General features: G+C 44.2%; 18 protein-coding genes. 5 read left to right on the top strand and 13 right to left on the bottom strand.

All coding sequences use genetic code 11. The annotated features are described in order from the left end of the window. Window positions 1-2: 2 nt before the first annotated feature. The 3 genes from dxs to xseB are packed head-to-tail and all read right to left on the bottom strand — an operon-like array spanning window position 3 to window position 3,027. A complete protein-coding gene (dxs, locus tag OCU87_RS13190; protein ID WP_261857364.1) occupies window positions 3-1,865 on the bottom strand; it encodes a 1-deoxy-D-xylulose-5-phosphate synthase in 1,863 nt (620 codons plus the stop codon). Window positions 1,866-1,889: 24 nt separating this feature from the next. Further along, window positions 1,890-2,792, bottom strand: coding sequence for a (2E,6E)-farnesyl diphosphate synthase (ispA, locus tag OCU87_RS13185; RefSeq protein WP_261857363.1), 903 nt, complete (start codon window positions 2,790-2,792; stop codon window positions 1,890-1,892). Further along, a complete protein-coding gene (gene xseB / locus OCU87_RS13180; protein WP_062691034.1) occupies window positions 2,785-3,027 on the bottom strand; it encodes an exodeoxyribonuclease VII small subunit in 243 nt (80 codons plus the stop codon). The genes ispA and xseB overlap by 8 nt, the downstream gene beginning before the upstream one ends. A 206-nt stretch (window positions 3,028-3,233) precedes the next feature. Between xseB and pomA the strand changes: the two genes are divergently transcribed. The 3 genes from pomA to thiI all read left to right on the top strand — a co-directional run bounded on the left by pomA (window position 3,234) and on the right by thiI (window position 6,660). Next, the gene (gene pomA / locus OCU87_RS13175) at window positions 3,234-3,995 is read left to right on the top strand and encodes a flagellar motor protein PomA (protein WP_094957318.1); all 762 of its coding nucleotides are present in this window, start codon (window positions 3,234-3,236) and stop codon (window positions 3,993-3,995) included. Window positions 3,996-4,007: 12 nt separating this feature from the next. Continuing rightward, window positions 4,008-4,928, top strand: coding sequence for a flagellar motor protein MotB (locus OCU87_RS13170; protein ID WP_062691035.1), 921 nt, complete (start codon window positions 4,008-4,010; stop codon window positions 4,926-4,928). A 283-nt stretch (window positions 4,929-5,211) separates the two neighbouring features. Then, a complete protein-coding gene (gene thiI / locus OCU87_RS13165; protein ID WP_062691036.1) occupies window positions 5,212-6,660 on the top strand; it encodes a tRNA uracil 4-sulfurtransferase ThiI in 1,449 nt (482 codons plus the stop codon). Window positions 6,661-6,801: 141 nt separating this feature from the next. Here thiI and OCU87_RS13160 read toward each other — a convergent pair whose 3' ends face one another. From OCU87_RS13160 to OCU87_RS13140, 5 genes are all read right to left on the bottom strand, one after another. Then, a complete protein-coding gene (locus tag OCU87_RS13160; protein ID WP_261857362.1) occupies window positions 6,802-7,419 on the bottom strand; it encodes a DJ-1 family glyoxalase III in 618 nt (205 codons plus the stop codon). Continuing rightward, a complete protein-coding gene (gene panE / locus OCU87_RS13155) occupies window positions 7,416-8,324 on the bottom strand; it encodes a 2-dehydropantoate 2-reductase (RefSeq protein WP_261857361.1) in 909 nt (302 codons plus the stop codon). The genes OCU87_RS13160 and panE overlap by 4 nt, the downstream gene beginning before the upstream one ends. Before the next feature lie 138 nt (window positions 8,325-8,462). Next, complete coding sequence (locus tag OCU87_RS13150) at window positions 8,463-9,110, bottom strand: helix-turn-helix transcriptional regulator (RefSeq protein WP_261857360.1); 648 nt, start codon at window positions 9,108-9,110, stop codon at window positions 8,463-8,465. Between the two features lie 167 nt (window positions 9,111-9,277). Further along, the gene (locus OCU87_RS13145) at window positions 9,278-10,555 is read right to left on the bottom strand and encodes an L-cysteine desulfidase family protein (protein ID WP_062691039.1); all 1,278 of its coding nucleotides are present in this window, start codon (window positions 10,553-10,555) and stop codon (window positions 9,278-9,280) included. A gap of 10 nt (window positions 10,556-10,565) precedes the next feature. After that, window positions 10,566-10,946, bottom strand: a complete 381-nt coding sequence (locus tag OCU87_RS13140) for a Rid family detoxifying hydrolase (protein WP_062691040.1) — start codon at window positions 10,944-10,946, stop codon at window positions 10,566-10,568. Between the two features lie 308 nt (window positions 10,947-11,254). On the opposite strand from OCU87_RS13140, the gene OCU87_RS13135 reads away from it, so the two are divergent. Continuing rightward, window positions 11,255-11,989, top strand: a complete 735-nt coding sequence (locus OCU87_RS13135) for an AzlC family ABC transporter permease (protein WP_062691041.1) — start codon at window positions 11,255-11,257, stop codon at window positions 11,987-11,989. Between the two features lies 1 nt (window position 11,990). Then, window positions 11,991-12,314, top strand: a complete 324-nt coding sequence (locus tag OCU87_RS13130) for an AzlD domain-containing protein (RefSeq protein ID WP_048898151.1) — start codon at window positions 11,991-11,993, stop codon at window positions 12,312-12,314. 465 nt (window positions 12,315-12,779) lie between these two features. Here OCU87_RS13130 and OCU87_RS13125 read toward each other — a convergent pair whose 3' ends face one another. The 5 genes from OCU87_RS13125 to OCU87_RS13105 form a co-directional block, all read right to left on the bottom strand. Continuing rightward, window positions 12,780-13,538: an outer membrane protein OmpK gene (locus OCU87_RS13125; RefSeq protein ID WP_261857359.1), complete on the bottom strand. Its 759-nt coding sequence runs from the start codon at window positions 13,536-13,538 to the stop codon at window positions 12,780-12,782. 434 nt (window positions 13,539-13,972) lie between these two features. After that, a complete protein-coding gene (locus OCU87_RS13120; RefSeq protein ID WP_062691049.1) occupies window positions 13,973-15,337 on the bottom strand; it encodes an AmpG family muropeptide MFS transporter in 1,365 nt (454 codons plus the stop codon). A gap of 163 nt (window positions 15,338-15,500) precedes the next feature. After that, window positions 15,501-15,872 carry a hypothetical protein gene (locus OCU87_RS13115; RefSeq protein ID WP_062691043.1) on the bottom strand — a complete coding sequence of 124 codons (372 nt, stop codon included), beginning with the start codon at window positions 15,870-15,872 and terminating at the stop codon, window positions 15,501-15,503. A 41-nt stretch (window positions 15,873-15,913) separates the two neighbouring features. After that, window positions 15,914-16,480, bottom strand: a complete 567-nt coding sequence (locus OCU87_RS13110; RefSeq protein ID WP_094957907.1) for a peptidylprolyl isomerase — start codon at window positions 16,478-16,480, stop codon at window positions 15,914-15,916. Beyond that, window positions 16,480-17,049 (bottom strand): YajG family lipoprotein, encoded by a 570-nt coding sequence (locus OCU87_RS13105; RefSeq protein ID WP_062691044.1) that lies wholly within the window; start codon window positions 17,047-17,049, stop codon window positions 16,480-16,482. Before OCU87_RS13105 ends, OCU87_RS13110 begins: the two co-directional genes overlap by 1 nt. Window positions 17,050-17,148: the final 99 nt, after the last annotated feature.

The raw sequence follows: 17,148 nt of genomic DNA, 5'->3' as shown, positions 1-17,148 counted from the left end.
TGTTAAGCCATGTATTCGCGAATTTGACGCTCAATACCAATCCCATCAATACCCAGCATTGCATGCAACTCTTGCTGTGTACCTTGTTCGACAAAGCGATCTGGCAAGCCAATGTTTAATACAGGTTTCAAGCATTTCGCTTTCATCATGTATTCAATTACACCGCTACCGGCACCGCCAGCAATGGCATTTTCTTCCACAGTGACAAGTACATCATGGGTTGCAGCAAGCTCTTGAATCAAAGCTTCATCAAGTGGCTTCACAAAGCGCATATCAGCAACCGTTGCATTTAAGTTTTCGGCTGCTTCTAGCGCATAGCTTAATGTCGTACCGAAGTTTAGTATTGCGATTTTCTCGCCTTTACGGCGCACAATCCCTTTACCAATCTCCAATGCTGTCATTACTTTATCTGCAGCGATGCCTGTACCACTACCACGAGGGTAACGCACAGCACTTGGCCCTTGATGTAAATGGCCAGTGTAGAGCATTTGGCGGCATTCATTTTCATCACTTGGTGTCATGATCGTCATATTAGGAATACAACGCATGAAGCTTAAATCAAATGCACCTTGGTGTGTTTGACCATCTGCACCGACTAAACCACCGCGGTCGATAGCAAACATCACGGGTAGATCCATGATAGCTACATCGTGGATCAGTTGATCATAACCACGCTGTAAGAAGGTGGAGTAAATCGCCACAACAGGGTTGTAACCACCAATTGCCATGCCCGTTGCAAGGGTTACTGCGTGTTGCTCTGCAATCGCAACATCAAAATATTGGCTCGGGTATTCTTTAGAGAAACGTACCATGCCTGAACCTTCACGCATCGCTGGCGTAATCGCCATGAGCTTGTCGTCTTGTTCAGCCATATCACACAGCCAATCACCAAAAATATTGGAGAAGGTTGGCTTAGCATTTTTCGCTTTTGGCAGTGGGTTCTGGGTTAAATCAAACTTAGGTACTGCATGGTAGTTAATTGGGTCGGCTTCAGCAGGGGCATAGCCCTTACCTTTTTTGGTCATAATATGAAGAAATTGCGGCCCTTTAAGGTTGCGCATATTCTTCAATGTTTTAACCAGCTCTTCCACATCGTGACCATCAACAGGACCTATGTAGTTAAAGCCTAATTCCTCAAATAGCGTGCCAGGTACGACCATACCTTTGATATGTTCTTCAGCGCGTTTCACCAACTCTTTGATTGGTGGTGCGCCTGCCAGCACTTTCTTGCCGCCTTCGCGAATCGTACTATAAAGACTTCCAGAAAGAACTCGTGCAAGGTGGTTGTTTAATGCACCCACATTTTCTGAAATTGACATCTCATTGTCATTAAGCACAACTAACATGTCAGAGTGAACATCACCGGCGTGGTTCATGGCTTCAAATGCCATACCTGCCGTGATAGCACCATCGCCGATTACGCTAACGACCTTACGGTTAAGGCCTTCTTTTTCAGCTGCGATGGCCATACCTAGGCCAGCGCTGATAGAGGTTGAAGAGTGACCGACAGACAATACGTCGTATTCACTTTCTTCACGCCAAGGAAACGGGTGAACCCCGCCTTTTTGGCGAATGGTCGACATCTGGTCACGTCGTCCCGTTAAAATTTTGTGCGGATATGCTTGGTGGCCTACATCCCAGATCAAATGATCGAACGGGGTATTGTAGACATAGTGTAAGGCGACAGTTAGTTCAACTGCGCCAAGGCCAGAAGCAAAGTGGCCGCTGGTTTGGCTTACTGAGTTCAGTAAGTAGGTACGTAGTTCGTCACATACCGCAGGCAAGCTGTCTTGCGGTAATAAACGAAGCTCATCGGGCGTATTAGCGAGTGCCAGATGAGGGAATTTTGAGATATCCAGTGTCATAACAATTCGGCGCTTTTACTGATTTTAGTTATTGCGCTCGATGACATATCGGGCAAAAACTTCTAGTTGTTCTGTATTGTAGGGGATTGTATCCAGCGCGTGTAGCGCTTCTTGATAAAGTTGCTGTGCTTTTTCTTGCGCACCAGCTAAACCAAGTAAAGCAGGATAAGTGCTTTTTTCCAGTTCTACATCAGAACCTTGTGGTTTACCTAACGTTTCAGTATCACCAATTACATCAAGAATGTCGTCTTGTACTTGGAATGCTAACCCTACAGCTTCGGCGTATTTGTTCAGTTGTGGCAATATGGCCACACCTTTCTCACCTGCGGCTAATGCGCCTAAGCGAATTGCGCAGCGAATTAACGCACCGGTTTTCTTTTTGTGAATGGTTTCAAGTTGGGCTAAGCCCACTTGTTGGCCTTCTGCTTCAAGATCAAGTGATTGGCCTAAACACATACCTGCCGCACCAGAGGCACGAGCAAGCTCTTTAACCATAGTAATACGTTGCGGTTCCGCATTTGGATTCAATTGGCCATCAGCCAGAATTTCAAAGGCTAAAGTCTGCAGTGCATCGCCAGCCAAAATCGCAATGGCTTCATCAAATTCGATATGGCACGTTGGTTGACCACGACGCAGTTCGTCATCGTCCATGGCGGGTAAATCGTCATGAATTAATGAATATGCATGGATACATTCTACGGCTGCCGCTGGCGCATCAAGGTCTTCTAATGAAGTCCCGAGCATTTCCCCTGTCACATAAGTAAGAAAAGGGCGTGCGCGTTTTCCACCAAGTAACGTCCCATGTTTCATCGCTTTTAGTAGCGATTGATCGGAATGAGGTTGAGCCGCAAGCCAAGATGCGAGTTGCTGATTACTTCGTTCGTGAAAGAACGTCAGAGATTGTGACAGAGAAAAAGTGTTATTCATTATGGGTATCAAATTCAGTCAGAGGTGCTTCGTCATCAGCTTGAAGCAAAATATCGACACGTTGTTCCGCTTGAGTCAGTTTTTGTTGGCTATTACGGGCTAATGCAATACCACGTTCAAACTTTTTAAGCGCATTTTCAAGTGAAATGTCGCCAGATTCGAGCTCAGCTACAATCGCATCAAGTTCATCAAGTGCGTCTTCAAACGCCATATTTTCGGGTTTTTTAGCTGCCATAAGAGTTTCACTATTTTGAAAGTGCAGGAAAAATAACGTAGTGACTGGGTAGCGTCAAATTATCGCACATCAATGTGTGTGTCAGAACAGTAATTTTCACCTTTTCACTTATCTGCGCTAAATCAATTTTGGAGGGTGCCGATACACTAGTAGTTCGGTAGAATACATTGGTTTTTCGTAACGCATCGCAAGTTGGAGAGTTTCTGGTGGATTTGGCAACCCTTATAGGCCTAATCGGGTCATTTGCCTTTGTTGTAATGGCAATGGTACTCGGTGGCAGCATTGGTATGTTCATAGATACACAGTCAATATTGATTGTTTTCTGTGGATCATTCTTTGTCGTATTGATGCAATATAGCGTCGGACAGTTTTTTGGGGCCACTAAAATTGCTGGCAAAGCCTTCATGTTCAAAACAGATGTGCCTGAAGATCTGATTGCTAAAATTGTTGAAATGGCAGATGCGGCGCGTAAAGGTGGTTTCCTTGCACTAGAAGAAATGCAGGTTGAAAATTCCTTTTTACGTAAAGGCGTCGATTTATTAGTCGATGGCCATGATGCAGATGTGGTGCGCTCCGCGTTACAAAAAGACATTGTGCTGACCAACGATCGCCATGAGCAAGGTATTGGTATATTTAAGGCATTAGGCGATGTCGCCCCTGCGATGGGGATGATTGGTACATTGATCGGTCTTGTTGCCATGCTATCAAACATGGATGACCCCAAATCTATCGGCCCAGCGATGGCCGTTGCACTTTTAACTACCTTGTACGGTGCAATATTTGCCAACATGGTGACTTTGCCTATCGCCGCAAAACTGACACTACGTAAAGACCAAGAAAAACTGAATCGAATGCTAATTCTGGATGGCGTCTTAGCGATCCAAGATGGTCAGAACCCCCGTGTTATCGACGGTTACCTGAAAAACTACCTTAATGAGAAAAAACGCTCATTCGATCCAGAAGGGTAAGGGGCGCTATAAATGGAAGAAGAATGCAAATGTCCGCCACCTGGGTTACCCCCGTGGATGGGCACATTCGCTGACTTGATGTCATTACTGATGTGTTTCTTCGTACTACTGTTGTCGTTCTCTGAAATGGATGTACTGAAATTTAAGCAGATTGCAGGCTCGATGAAGTTTGCGTTTGGTGTGCAGAACATGCTCGAAGTAAAAGACATACCGAAAGGCACCAGCGTAATCGCACAAGAGTTTCGTCCTGGCCGGCCGGAACCAACGCCAATTGAAGTGATCATGCAACAAACGATAGACATGACACAGCGTTCACTCGATTTCCATGAAGGAGAATCCGATCGCGCGGGAGGCACTAAACGTGATGCGGGTAAATTAACGGGTGGACAAACGGCAGAAAAATCGACCCAAGATAGTCAAAGCAGTGAATCAGAAGAAAGCCCATCGCAAGCGCAACTGCTGGAGATGTTACAGCAAGCCCTCGATCGTGAGATTGATGAGGGAGCAATAGAAGTTGAAAACTTCGGTCAGCAGGTGGTGATTCGGATTAAAGAAAAAGGGGCATTTCCTGCGGGTTCCGCATTTCTACAACCTAAATTTCGACCGCTTGTTCGTCAAGTTGCCGATTTGGTGCGAGATATTCCGGGTGTGATCCGAGTTAGCGGGCATACCGATAACCAGAAATTAGATTCTGAGTTATACCGTTCAAATTGGGATTTATCAGCGCAACGTGCTGTCTCTATCGCCCAAGAAATGGAAAAAGTGGAAGGTTTTGACCACAAGCGTTTACGCGTTGTTGGTTTGGCTGATACTGCACCATTGAACAAAAATAAAACAGAAGAAGAACGCCGTGCTAACCGCCGAGTTGAGATTTCGATCATGCAAGGCAAGCCGCATTATTCAGAAGATGTATCGAGTGTTCCCCTGCCATAATTACAATCTTCACGCCATCAACTTGATGGCGTGAGGTTGAACCCCCTGATAATCCTTACTAAGGTATTACTACCATCGCTGACAAGTTGGGTGAGTCTGCCTCTGTTTTCATAGGTGGATGCGCTTTGTAGCCAAATTGATAGCGATCACATTATCGAATGCAGCTCAACAATCGGTAAATCAAAAGATTATTCGTTGAGTAACCGTCTCTGCTGGTTTCAGCGGCAGCGAGCTTGCTGTATAATTCGCGCCTTTAGTTTGGCCCTGTGTAGCGAAGCGTGTTATGAAATTTATCGTAAAACCCCATCCAGAGATTTTTGTAAAGAGTGAGTCTATTCGTAAGCGCTTTACTAAGATCCTTGATAGCAATATTCGCATTATTCTTCTGCGTTTGACTGATACTGTATCGGTTGTCAATCGTCGTACTTACATCGAAGTAACGGTAAAAGATGAGACGATGCGCGAGCAGGTACTTGCTGCGTTAACGCGAACCTCTGGTATTCACCATGTGCTAGAAGTGAATCAAACTGATTTCACTGACATGCACGATATCTACGAGAAAACGTTAGATCTTGTACGTGAAGATATCGAAGGTAAAACCTTCTGTGTACGTGCAAAACGTGTAGGTAAGCATGACTTTACCTCGATTGAGCTTGAGCGTTATGTTGGTGGTGGTTTAAACCAAGCAGTTGAATCTGCAAAAGTGAAGCTGAAGAAGCCAGACGTTACCGTTAATATCGAAGTTGAAAATAACATCTTGAACCAAGTGCTGGCGCGTCATAAAGGCCTTGGTGGTTTCCCTATGGGTACCCAAGAAGATGTGTTAAGTCTGATTTCAGGCGGCTTCGATTCAGGTGTTTCTAGCTACTTGCACATTAAGCGCGGTAGTAAAGTGCATTACTGTTTCTTCAACTTAGGTGGCCCTGCACACGAAATTGGTGTTAAGCAGGTATCACACTTCTTATGGCAGAAGTATGGTTCGTCGGCAAAAGTGAAGTTTATCTCTATAGACTTTGAACCTGTTGTTGGTGAAATCCTAGAGAAAGTTGAAAACGGTCAGATGGGTGTCGTGCTGAAACGTATGTTTATGCGTGCCGCTGGCAAAGTAGCAAATCGTTTTGGTATTCAAGCGCTTGTTACTGGTGAAGCATTGGGTCAGGTATCTAGCCAGACGCTGACTAACCTTCGTATGATCGACAACGTAACAGATACTTTGATCCTTCGCCCACTGATTAACTGGGATAAAGAAGACATCATCAATGTTGCACGTGATATCGGTACTGAAGAGTTCGCGAAAACCATGCCTGAATTCTGTGGTGTGATTTCGAAGAACCCAACGGTAAAAGCATCGAAAGATAAGCTTGAAATCGAAGAAGCGAAATTTGATTTCACGATATTAGATCGTGTGGTGACTGAGGCTCGTGTCATGGATATTCGTGATATTGAAAAAGAAAGCCAAGAACAAGCACCTGAAATTGAATTAGTCGATCAGATCGAAAAAGGCGCGATCGTACTGGATATTCGTAGCCCAGATGAAGAAGACGAGAGCCCACTAGTGATTGAAGGTGTTGAAGTTCAGCACTTACCTTTCTACAAACTAGCGACTAAGTTTGGCGATCTACCACAAGACAAAACCTACCTGTTGTACTGTGATCGCGGCGTAATGAGCCGTTTACAGGCGCTGTACTTAACAGAAAATGGTTTTGCTAACGTAAAAGTATATCGCCCTTAATTGCGCGTATAATTTGAGTGGATGGCATTGTGTAATTGTCATTAACCGTTAGTAAAAAGAAACCCAGCCTATGTGCTGGGTTTTTTATTACTTGCAAACGTATGAAGCGTTAGATCAGGCGCTGATGATCATTGCTATCGACTACTTTTGTGGAAATACGTCGTAATGCATATTTGGCCACACCACCATAGGGCCCGCCACTTCAGCTGCGCGCTCTTTTCCTGCTAGCTGTACTACAATATCTAACGCAAATTCTTGCGCTGTACCTGGCCCTTGGCTAGTCAGTAGATTATGGTTGGTATCAAAAAATACCCGTTTCACTTTGCGCTTACTGGCTGATATCTGATCAATAAGGGCTGGGTGCGCTGTCATATAAGCTTCGGGGTACATATTGTGGTGTTGCAACAAAACTGCAGGTGTCGCACAGATTGCCGCGACTAATTTACCGTCATAACGATGCTGATTGACGAATTCGACCAGTAACGGGCTATCACGGAAGCACTCCGCCCCCCCGAGGCCACCCGGTAGTACTACACAATCAAATTCAATATCTGCCACTTCAACTAATGCGATGTCAGCAACCAGTTTGATGCCACGAGAGCCTTCAACGATTAATGCACCATCAGAAGCGACGCTTGCAATGGTGACATCAAAGTTGGCTCGACGAAGGACGTCAATTGCCGTAATGGCTTCCATCTCTTCTGTACCAGGGGCAATACAAACCGCAATCTTCGGAGTGGATGTATGTAGAAAGGTCATGAGGCTTTTTGCTCCATTGTTTTAATCTGTTGCCAAAGCTGGGCATTAAAAGGTGTGCGTATATTGTAGTGTTGACCACGTCGCACAATATGCCCAGTAATATAGTCGATTTCCGTCGGGCGGTGGTGACAAACATCTTGATTCATTGAAGAAAGATTATTGGCTGTCGCATGAATAACCCGATCTACCTGATCTTTGAGTGTTTCTGTTGTCGTGACATAACCCTCTGCGCACATGATGTCTGCAACTTCTTGGCAAATACTGATGAGTGCTGTTTGATACTGTTGCTGCGCTAAGTCGCCATTCTTACACTGATGCAATGCAGTTAATGGGTTGATTGCACAGTTAATTGCGAGCTTTTGCCACAGTGGTTGCTGAATATCGTGGTGCCATTGGCAAGGGGCTAATGCTTGATTCAATATTTCAGCTAAAGCCTGCATGGATTGCGCAGCCGGGTTAATCGCGCCAAGCCATGTTTGCCCGATCCCTGTGTGTTGTATGTGATGAACCTTTGGCTTGAAGGCTGCTTGTGAGGTTGTGGCATACAAGAGAGGGTTATTAGGGAGTGTGGCTAATGCAGCCGCTTGGCTTCCCATGCCATTATGCATGACAATGACTGGCGTGAAAGGCGAAAGCCAAGGTTGAATTGTTTTTATTGCTTGCTCAACTTGAAAAGCTTTTACCGTAATAAGTACGCAATCACTTTGCTGAAGTAGCTGTGTTTGGTTACTGGGGACGTTGAGCGTTTTTGATGGTTCAGGGGTTGATGCTCGTTCGAATGGCGTGAAATTAAATTCGTTATAAGGCTGTGAGTTACGTGTCCATAGATGAACTGAGTGGGCTTTTGCAAGTGAGGCCGCCCAAAGGCAACCAATGGCGCCAGCTCCAACAATAGTGAATTGCATGTATTTCGTCCTTAGGCACGTACGGTAATAATCCTGAGAGCTAGGGTAGCATTTTGCTTGTGGGTGGTGAATTTAGCGCAAAGAAAAAGGCGCAATGTGCGCCTTAATAAAAGATTGATAACGACATTTTTTACATCACTATTTTTTAAGGTCACGTAAATAGCGGTAAACAGTATCGCGTGATACGCCTAGAGATTCAGCGGTGATCACAATGGCATCTTTTATGTTGAAGACCCCATTTTCAAACAGTTGCTCAACAATAACACGGCTACGTTTGTGTGTTGGGATCGATCGATCTTCCATCGTGGCATTTTTGATTCGTTCAATAGAATCATTCAGCATCTCATCTGGATTTTTGGCAAATGTTTCAGGCGATACCGCTGCTGAATCAAAAGGAAGTGTATTGGGTAGCATCGAGCTCAAAAATGAATGGATAGGCGCATCCATATCTGCATTGATGCACAGTAGCGCAATAGCAGTGCCTACATCATTGCGAATAATGGTAGTGACAGAGCGAATTAACTTACCTTGAGAACAACGGCTGAAATAAGGTTCTGAAACATCGGCCCCAGTTTTCAGTTTTTCTAGTGCTAAGTTAGTGATCGGCGCACCGATACCACGTTCGGTGACGTGACCATTAGCAATTTTAATAATGGATGGATTCTCAATGTCTAAACTATGTAGCGCCACTTCGGTGTGTTGGCCATACATCGCAGCGATACCATCAACGACATTGCACATTGCATCGAGGATTAGCTTATCGCTCACGGATAAGGTGACTAGCATTTTCCATTTCCTTTTAAAGCAAACGAAAACATTCTGACTAGCTGCATTCTTCCCCGTATTTCCTGGTGGATTATGAATAAGCATGCAAGTGAAACTGTTTTCGTTTGCTACTGTGATTACTTGAGTGTGAATACAATCGCCACCCGTAGAGGTGGCGATTATGGACTTTAAACAGACATAATTTCAATAATTTCTTTATCTGTTTGTCCCATTCCTGCACTTACCATGCGGCCAATGTTACGGATAGTTTTTTCAACATCACGTGAAATAACACCCTGCATCGCTGCTGCGTGGTTATTCATTGCAAGAAGCATAGATTTAACTGCGGCTTGTGAAGAGCTGCCAACTTTCATTGCACATGTTGCTTTGGCACCGTCACAGACCATACCTGTGGTGTCGCTCAGTACGTTTTGGATAGCAAAGCAAGATTGCTCAAAGTCACCACCACGTAGGTAAACCATCGCCATTGCTGCTGCTGAGCTGGTGGCTGTGTTACCACAAAATGCAGAAAGTGGTGGGTAGTAAGACTTAATGTATACCGCGCCTAAGTGGCTCATAATAAGGGCGCGTGCTAAGGTTTCGTCATTTGCACCAACGAACTCAGCTGTTTTTACAACAGGCACAGTCGCTGCGATACCTTGGTTACCACTACCGTAGTTACTCATTGCCGGTAGAGTAGCACCACCCATACGAGCATCCGATGCAGCAGAGGTGTACATCAGGATTTCGTTAGATAGGCATTTGCCCATCATGCCGTCTTCCATACTGCTATCCATTGTACGGCCAATTTGTAGGCCATAAGGGTTATCCATCCCTTCTTTCGCTAATGCGCTATTTAACTTTTTAGCTTCAAGAATAAATGCAATGTCAGCAAAGTCCGCTTGAGTAGCAAAGTCATAGATATCGCGAATGCTGATGTCTACACCTTCACAGATCGATGCTGTGGATACTGCACCTTGTTCTTTACTTGCAGTGAAGATCACTTCATCGTTAAAGCGCTTTTCTTCGATACGAGTATGGCCACCACTGATGGTGATTTCTGCTGTATCTGCACCTTTGGTTGCAATTACGCGGCAGAAAATAAATTCACTGGTGTTGTAGCGAGAAACTTCAACCTTGCCTGCATCAATGAGTGCCTGCGCTTGTTCTACATCACTTGGCGTGATTTTAGCCAGCACTTCTAAGCCCGCATCAAAATCACCTGCGACAGCACCTGCTGCTGAAGCGATATGAAGGCCAATTTTACCTGTACCTGGTACAAAAACGCCCATTGAGTTTTTGTAAAGGTTATCAGAAACAAACACTTTCAAAGTCTCAGGTGTGCCACCTAGCATATTTGCAACCGCTGATGAGGCATAAGCCGCTGAGATTGGTTCAGTACAACCCAATGCCGGTTTAACCACAGAGTTGATGATGCTGATGTACTGTTTCCATTGTGCTTTCATGACGTATCCCTTATTTAGCGTGAGCGATTGCTTCAACTTCAACTAGAACGCCTAATGGCAGATCTTTTACTGCGAAACAGCTACGTGCAGGGCAGTCGGTTTCAAAAACTGTTTTGTACACTTCGTTAAATGCGGCGAAATCAGCGATGTCTGCTAAGTAGCAAGTTGTTTTTAAAATGGTATTCACATCACCACCACCTGCTTCAACAACACTCACTAGGTTTTTAAGTGATTGAATAGATTGTGCAGTAATACCGCCTTCAGCCACTTTGCTGGTTGCTGCATCTACTGGTAACTGACCTGAAGTAAAGATGAGGTTGTTGTACGCAGTGCCGTGAGAGTATGGACCGATAGCAGCTGGAGCATTTTCAGAAGTTACAACAGTTTTCATGGGTTTGGCCTTTGTCATTGATACGAATGCTAAGCGGTTTTTATTGTGCCGCATGCAATTTAATTTGCACTTATAATACAAAATAATTTGCATCTTGCAATTGATAATTTTAAAAAAATTGAAGTTGTCGCTCTTTAAATAAGTCGGCGCATGTGTTTTTTGTCTTGTTTTATCTGGATTTCGCCTGAATAACTTGATCCAGTTAACACTTTTTGGTTATCTGTAATTAATCGCTTGTTGAAAATAACAATGTCCAATATATTTGCATCTGCAAATAATTTTGAACTTTATTTTTAAGAGTTGAAGCAATGAAAAAACAATTAATGAGCGCTGGTTTTAAAGCGATTGCACCTTTGTGTATTGGGGCATTCCCATTTTCATTCATCGTGGGTGCTGTCAGTATCCAGGCGGGAATGGATATTATGCAGAGTACGCTATGGGCATTTACTGTTTTTGCCGGTTCTGCCCAAATGGTAGCGCTGGGCTTATTCCAGTCTGGCGCAAGTATGGCGGTGATTATGCTGACTACCTTCATCATTAATTTACGTCATGTGTTATACAGCGCATCGGTATCAGAGCATGCGAAAGAATACCCGCTACATATTCGGATGCTGATGTCATACGGCCTGACAGATGAGGTGTATGCGTCAACGATTACAGAATTCCGTAAAGAAAAAGAAGGCCGTCATTGGTTTTACCTTGCAGCAATGTTTGGCTTCTGGGGAAACTGGGTGCTGGCTAACTTGATGGGAGCGCTAGTAGGTTCATCTTTCCCTGATATTGCTAACTATGGGTTAGAGTTCGCGATGGTTGCAGCCTTTATTGCGATTGTTATTCCACAAGTAAAAAGTCGCGAATGTATTGTTGCAGCAGTAGTGGCTACTATCTCGGGTATTTTACTCTCAGGTTTGCCACATTCACTTGGTTTAGTGATTGCGGCAGCAATTGGTGTACTCGCGGGTTACCAGATGGACCTTGCGACAGAAAAAGAACAACGTAAACAACAAGAAGCAAATCAAGTAACTGAAGTAGAAGGCGCATAACATGGACATGACTACATTTTTAATCTTTACCTTAGGTATGGCTGCGGTAACTTTCGCGATTCGCTTTTCAGTGATTGGCATGGCGGGCTCATTTGAAATGTCTGAACGTATGAAGCGAACACTACGCTTTGTACCAGTAACTGTATTGCCAGCAATTATTGCTGTTGAGATTCTAGGTGCAGGCTCAAACATGGTATTCAGCCTTGAAAACCCACGCGTATTGGCAGCGATTGTATGTACCATTGTGAGCTTACGTTTTGACTTAGTATGGGTGGTATTAAGTGGCATGGGCTCATTGTTGTTATTCCAAAGCCTACTAGGCTAAACCCAAAACATTCATATTGTTTTCCTCGACTAAATTTTCCCCCTCAATTAAACGCAGCTTTTTAGCTGCGTTTTTTGTTTTACTACAGACTGTGTATTTTTATCATCGACTATGGCTGTTGTATCTACCTTGTTAAGAATTACGCTGCACGTTTTGCCATCTTCAATAAGGTTAAAGAGGTTATTTCACTAACCTCGAGCGCTCAACCAATAGCAAGCTTTCACTCTAGTTGGACAAAATCATGTTGTATGGTATTGGGTAAAGAATATCAATCTAGCTCAGTTACAGATCAGTTGTTGGTGATGTTAGAGACTATCGATGAGGAAACTGAGATACCTGTTTGGTGGTAATTAAGCGGATGTTATTGCGGGGGAGAGGACGTTGATTAGTTCAATAATTACTAAATTCTAGACAATAAAAAAGGCGCTAAAAGCGCCTTTTTTGAAACTGTTGTAGCTCTAACTATTACAGGTGCATACCAACACGGAAGATTACAGCATCGCCGTAACCATCAACACCTAATTTGTTAGCAAAGTAACGGTATTGAACGCCTGTGTAGAAAGTATCTGTGATGTCATACCAAAGGCCAACTGCACCATTTAGGGCTGTTGAACCATTTTGCATTTTTTTGTATTCGTCGTTGCGAGCAAATTCAATTTCATTCCAGTTGGTAACCATGAATGGTTGACCCGCTAGTTCAAAGTTGAAGCCTGCATTCCAACCTGCCATACCGCCATTAAGGCCTGCAGCTTCAGAGTTACCTGTGGTTAGATCGTGAACACCAATCCATGGTTTGAACCAGAAGTTGTCGCCAGTTAGACCAGTGTAACCAAAACCGATAACGCGGTTTTGCTCAGAAAAATCATTGCCTTTACCGCTTTCACTGTAATCATATACTTGGCCGTATGCTGTAAAATCACCAACTAGTTTGTAGTGGATAGAGAATTTAGCAGCTTGACTACGCTCGCTTGAACCTTTGTTTAGCTTTTCGTACTCGTAGAAACCGTACATTTCACCCCAATCAAAACCAGCGCCGCCTTCAGCACCTAGCGTGATGTGATCATCACGAGCATCACTTACGTCTTGGCCGTTAAAGCCTTGAGTGCCGTTAGTCCACGTTAGGTAGTCGCCGTAAACGTTAGCAAAACCGTAGTGGTATTCAGCTTGTGCTGGAAGTGCCGCAGTTGCTGCTAGTGCAGTTAGAGCTAGTAGTGATTTACGCATGGTTCAAACTCTCGTTGATTATGTCGTCGTTAATTCAGGCTGAGTTAAGGGGGTGCCCGATTTGATGGTGGGCATTTTATGGGTTTATGTCACCGTTGTGAATGTAACGATTGCGCAAACCTTTGCTAAATGTGATCTTGATCCACTGTAATCGGTTACATTGGGCGTTTTTTTGTGACCTATTCGGGTAATTAATTTGAACTTTTTCAAATAAGTATGAAGTTGATGTGTTTTGTGGTGGTTTTTTGAACAACATTAGGCGTTGTTTTTTAGACATTCCTGTCTGTTTGGTTTGACATCAACAACAATCAGGCTGTTAATGATGTCATTTTTGGTTGATTAGCCGAAATAAAGGGGTAGTGGCAAAAAAATGCAATTGTATATAGTCTAACTAATTAGCGTTTTGTACCTCTATATACCTGTTTTTTGTCACCTTAATGCGCGTCATTTTGCCCTTTGTTGACTAAATGAATCAACACTAACACGGGTAAACCGATAAGTGCCGTGGTGAAGAAAAAGGTGTTGTAGCCAAAATTGTCGACATACATGCCAGAAAAGCCAGCAATAAACTTAGGGAATAGCAACATGATTGAGCTAAACAATGCGTATTGCGTGGCTGAAAAAGCAACGTTAGTTAGGCTCGACATATAGGTAATGAAAGCGGCAGTCGCAATACCGGCACTCAGGTTATCTAGTGAGATAACAGCTGTCAGCATAGGTATGCTGTTTCCCATATAGGTAAAAGCAACAAACAGTAAATTGGTAAAGGCAGAGAGAATAGCTCCTAAAGCTAAAATACGCATTGTGCCGTATTTACTTACCATGATGCCGCCAAGACCAGCACCGGCGAGTGTCATGATAACGCCGTACACTTTTGAAACCGAGGCGACTTGGGTCTTGGTAAAGCCCATATCGACGTAAAAGGCATTGGCCATGACGCCCATAACGACATCTGAAATACGGTAACAACCAATCAACACTAAAATTAACAGGGCGTGACGCCCATAGCGTGAAAAGAAGTCCTGAAATGGCATGATGGCTGCGGTATAGAACCAAGCAGAGCCTTTTGCAGCGAGTGGATTCATGCCTTTATTGAGCAAAGATTGTCGGAATTTTTTTTCTATATTGTCGATCTGGCTTGAATCGATCGTCGGTTCTTTAATGCAGAGTGCGGTAATAAGGCCCACTGACATAAAACTCGCCATGATGAAGTAGGCCATTTTCCAGCCCGTCACATCATACGCCGTGTCGGAGCCAAACCACGCGGCAAATGCCAATGCGCCAGCCCCAGCCATAATCATCGCTAAACGGTAGCCTGTCATATAGGCCGCGGCTAATGCTGCCTGTAAGCGCTCAGTTGCTAACTCAATTCGATAAGCATCAATAACGATGTCTTGCGAAGCAGAGGCAAAAGCGACGATCACCGCAAAAATAGCCAGCTGAACTAGGTCGACTTGTGGGTTGCTGATTGCCATGCCACATAGCGAAGCAATGATAAGTAACTGTGAGAACACCATCCAGCCACGGCGGCGACCAAGCAGGTGCGAAAAAAGTGGAATAGGGAAACGATCAATCAGTGGTGACCAAATCCATTTAAAGCCATACGCTAACGCGACCCAGCTAAAAAAACCGATGTCGGTGCGACTGACTTCCGCTTCGCGTAGCCAAAACGACAGCGTGCCGAAAACAAGCAAAATAGGAAGGCCAGACGAGAAGCCCAGCGCCAGCATGATAAGTACTTTACGCTCAAGGTATACTCGCCATCCTAAATTTGTCTTGTTTTCTAACGATTGATCCATGTTTACCTCAATGACGAATAGATTCTTCAGCCAATCGAGTACGCGAATGATCAGCATGTTTGCCTGCAGCACCAATGCAATAAGGCTATTGCTGCTGAGGTAATCTATTGTGAATAGAGGCTATAAAGCAAGTGTGTAACGGTAATTTTTCCGTTAAATGACACTATGGCCTAGCTCCATGGATGTTTTCGGGCGCTGGGCCTAGTCCGAGTAGATAGTTTGCACAGCTGACGACCTTGTGCTGAACAAACATATTACCTAAAAGTTGGTGCTCTTCAACGGCTTCGAGTAGGTGAAGTAAATACCAATAGGTGGATTCATAGTGGTCATCAGGTTGACCCGTCGTGATGGCAAGCCCCCACCATTCGTGCAAATGCTCGGTACAGATGGCTTCGAGTGAAGTGAAACATGTGCGGCCATGGATAGTGTTTAATGTGCTAAGTGCAAGGATTGGGGCGAACTCTTCCACATGAGCATGCACAGCTTGAGTAATGGCGTTGTGCGAAAGGCTGTTATCTGAAATTAATGTAAGCATAAAGTCACCAGAGTGTCGGATCACACTCTGGTGATCGTCACTTAGTTATTAATAGTTTTAATTGTCTTAATAACTATAGGTTGTTGCGGCACATCTTTCATACCCATTGAACGGATAGTCGTGGTAGGTATAGTGGCCATTTTTTCTATTACTGAGAACCCCTTCACAACTTTACCAAACACGGCGTAGCCTGCTTGATTGCCATTGGCGTTCAAAAAGCTGTTATTTTGGTAGTTAATGTAAAATTGACGCGTTGCTGAGTGCGGATCTTGCGTGCGTGCCATTGCCACAGTCGCACGATCATTTTTCAAGCCGTTAGTGGCTTCATTTTTAATGGCATCATACGATGGACGACGGGTTAAATCTTCATCAAAGCCACCACCTTGCGCCATGAAACCAGGGATCACACGGTGGAAAATAGTACCTTCGTAACTGCCGTCTTCAACATAACGTAGGAAGTTCTTACTACTGATTGGGGCTTTTTGCTCGTCCAGCTGAATCGTGAAGTTACCGACATTCGTGGTGACTTCGACTTGAGTCGTAGCAAAAGCCGATAATGGCAGAGTAACTGCAGCCATAACCGTTAATGCGGTTAATAATTTGCGCATTATAGATTCTCCTGCATGTAGTTGTTCAATTCAGCATCAGCATAAATATCGTTCAGAACAGCAGTCATCAGGCCGTTTAGTGCTAGTTCCATATCTTCAGTTGACGCACTCATTGCGCCAGTCTTATCTGACTTGCCTGCGTAGCGTTTTACGAATTTACCCTTGGGAGTATCAATCACAAGTTGAAGCTGTAATTTGCTGCTTAATTCATGGCTCATCACGCTGTGTTTTACGTTAACCATAGCTTCAAGAATATCAAGGCGTAGAGTGCCTTTACTGTTTTTGTCTAGCTTGTAACCTTGCGCTGTTAGTTGGCGTGCCAGTGCATCTTCCAACGTAACTCGCAAGTTTTGAGATGCATGAATTGGCTCTACATTTTGGCGGCCTGTATCAACCACGGCAATAAACTGTGCTGGGCGTAAATCTTGGCTAGTCAGGTTGATGTGTGTGCCGTTAACACTTGCTTGGGTTGCAATAACCGGTGTTGGTGCAAGTGTGATCTGCGGTGCTTGCGGTGCAGAACATGCTGATAGCGCAAGAACAGATGCGGCTACAAAAAACTTCTTCATTTTCTTATCCTTAGCTGAAGTATCGACTGCCATGACACGTTGGTACTGAAAGATACAGAGACACATAAGTACGTAGGCAAATCATAAGTGCTTGTTATT

This window comes from Photobacterium sanguinicancri, assembly GCF_024346675.1.
In the GTDB taxonomy this organism is placed as follows: Bacteria; Pseudomonadota; Gammaproteobacteria; order Enterobacterales; family Vibrionaceae; genus Photobacterium; species Photobacterium sanguinicancri.
The sequence above is the reverse complement of the archived record's forward strand: the minus strand, read 5'-3'. Positions and strand labels throughout refer to the sequence as shown.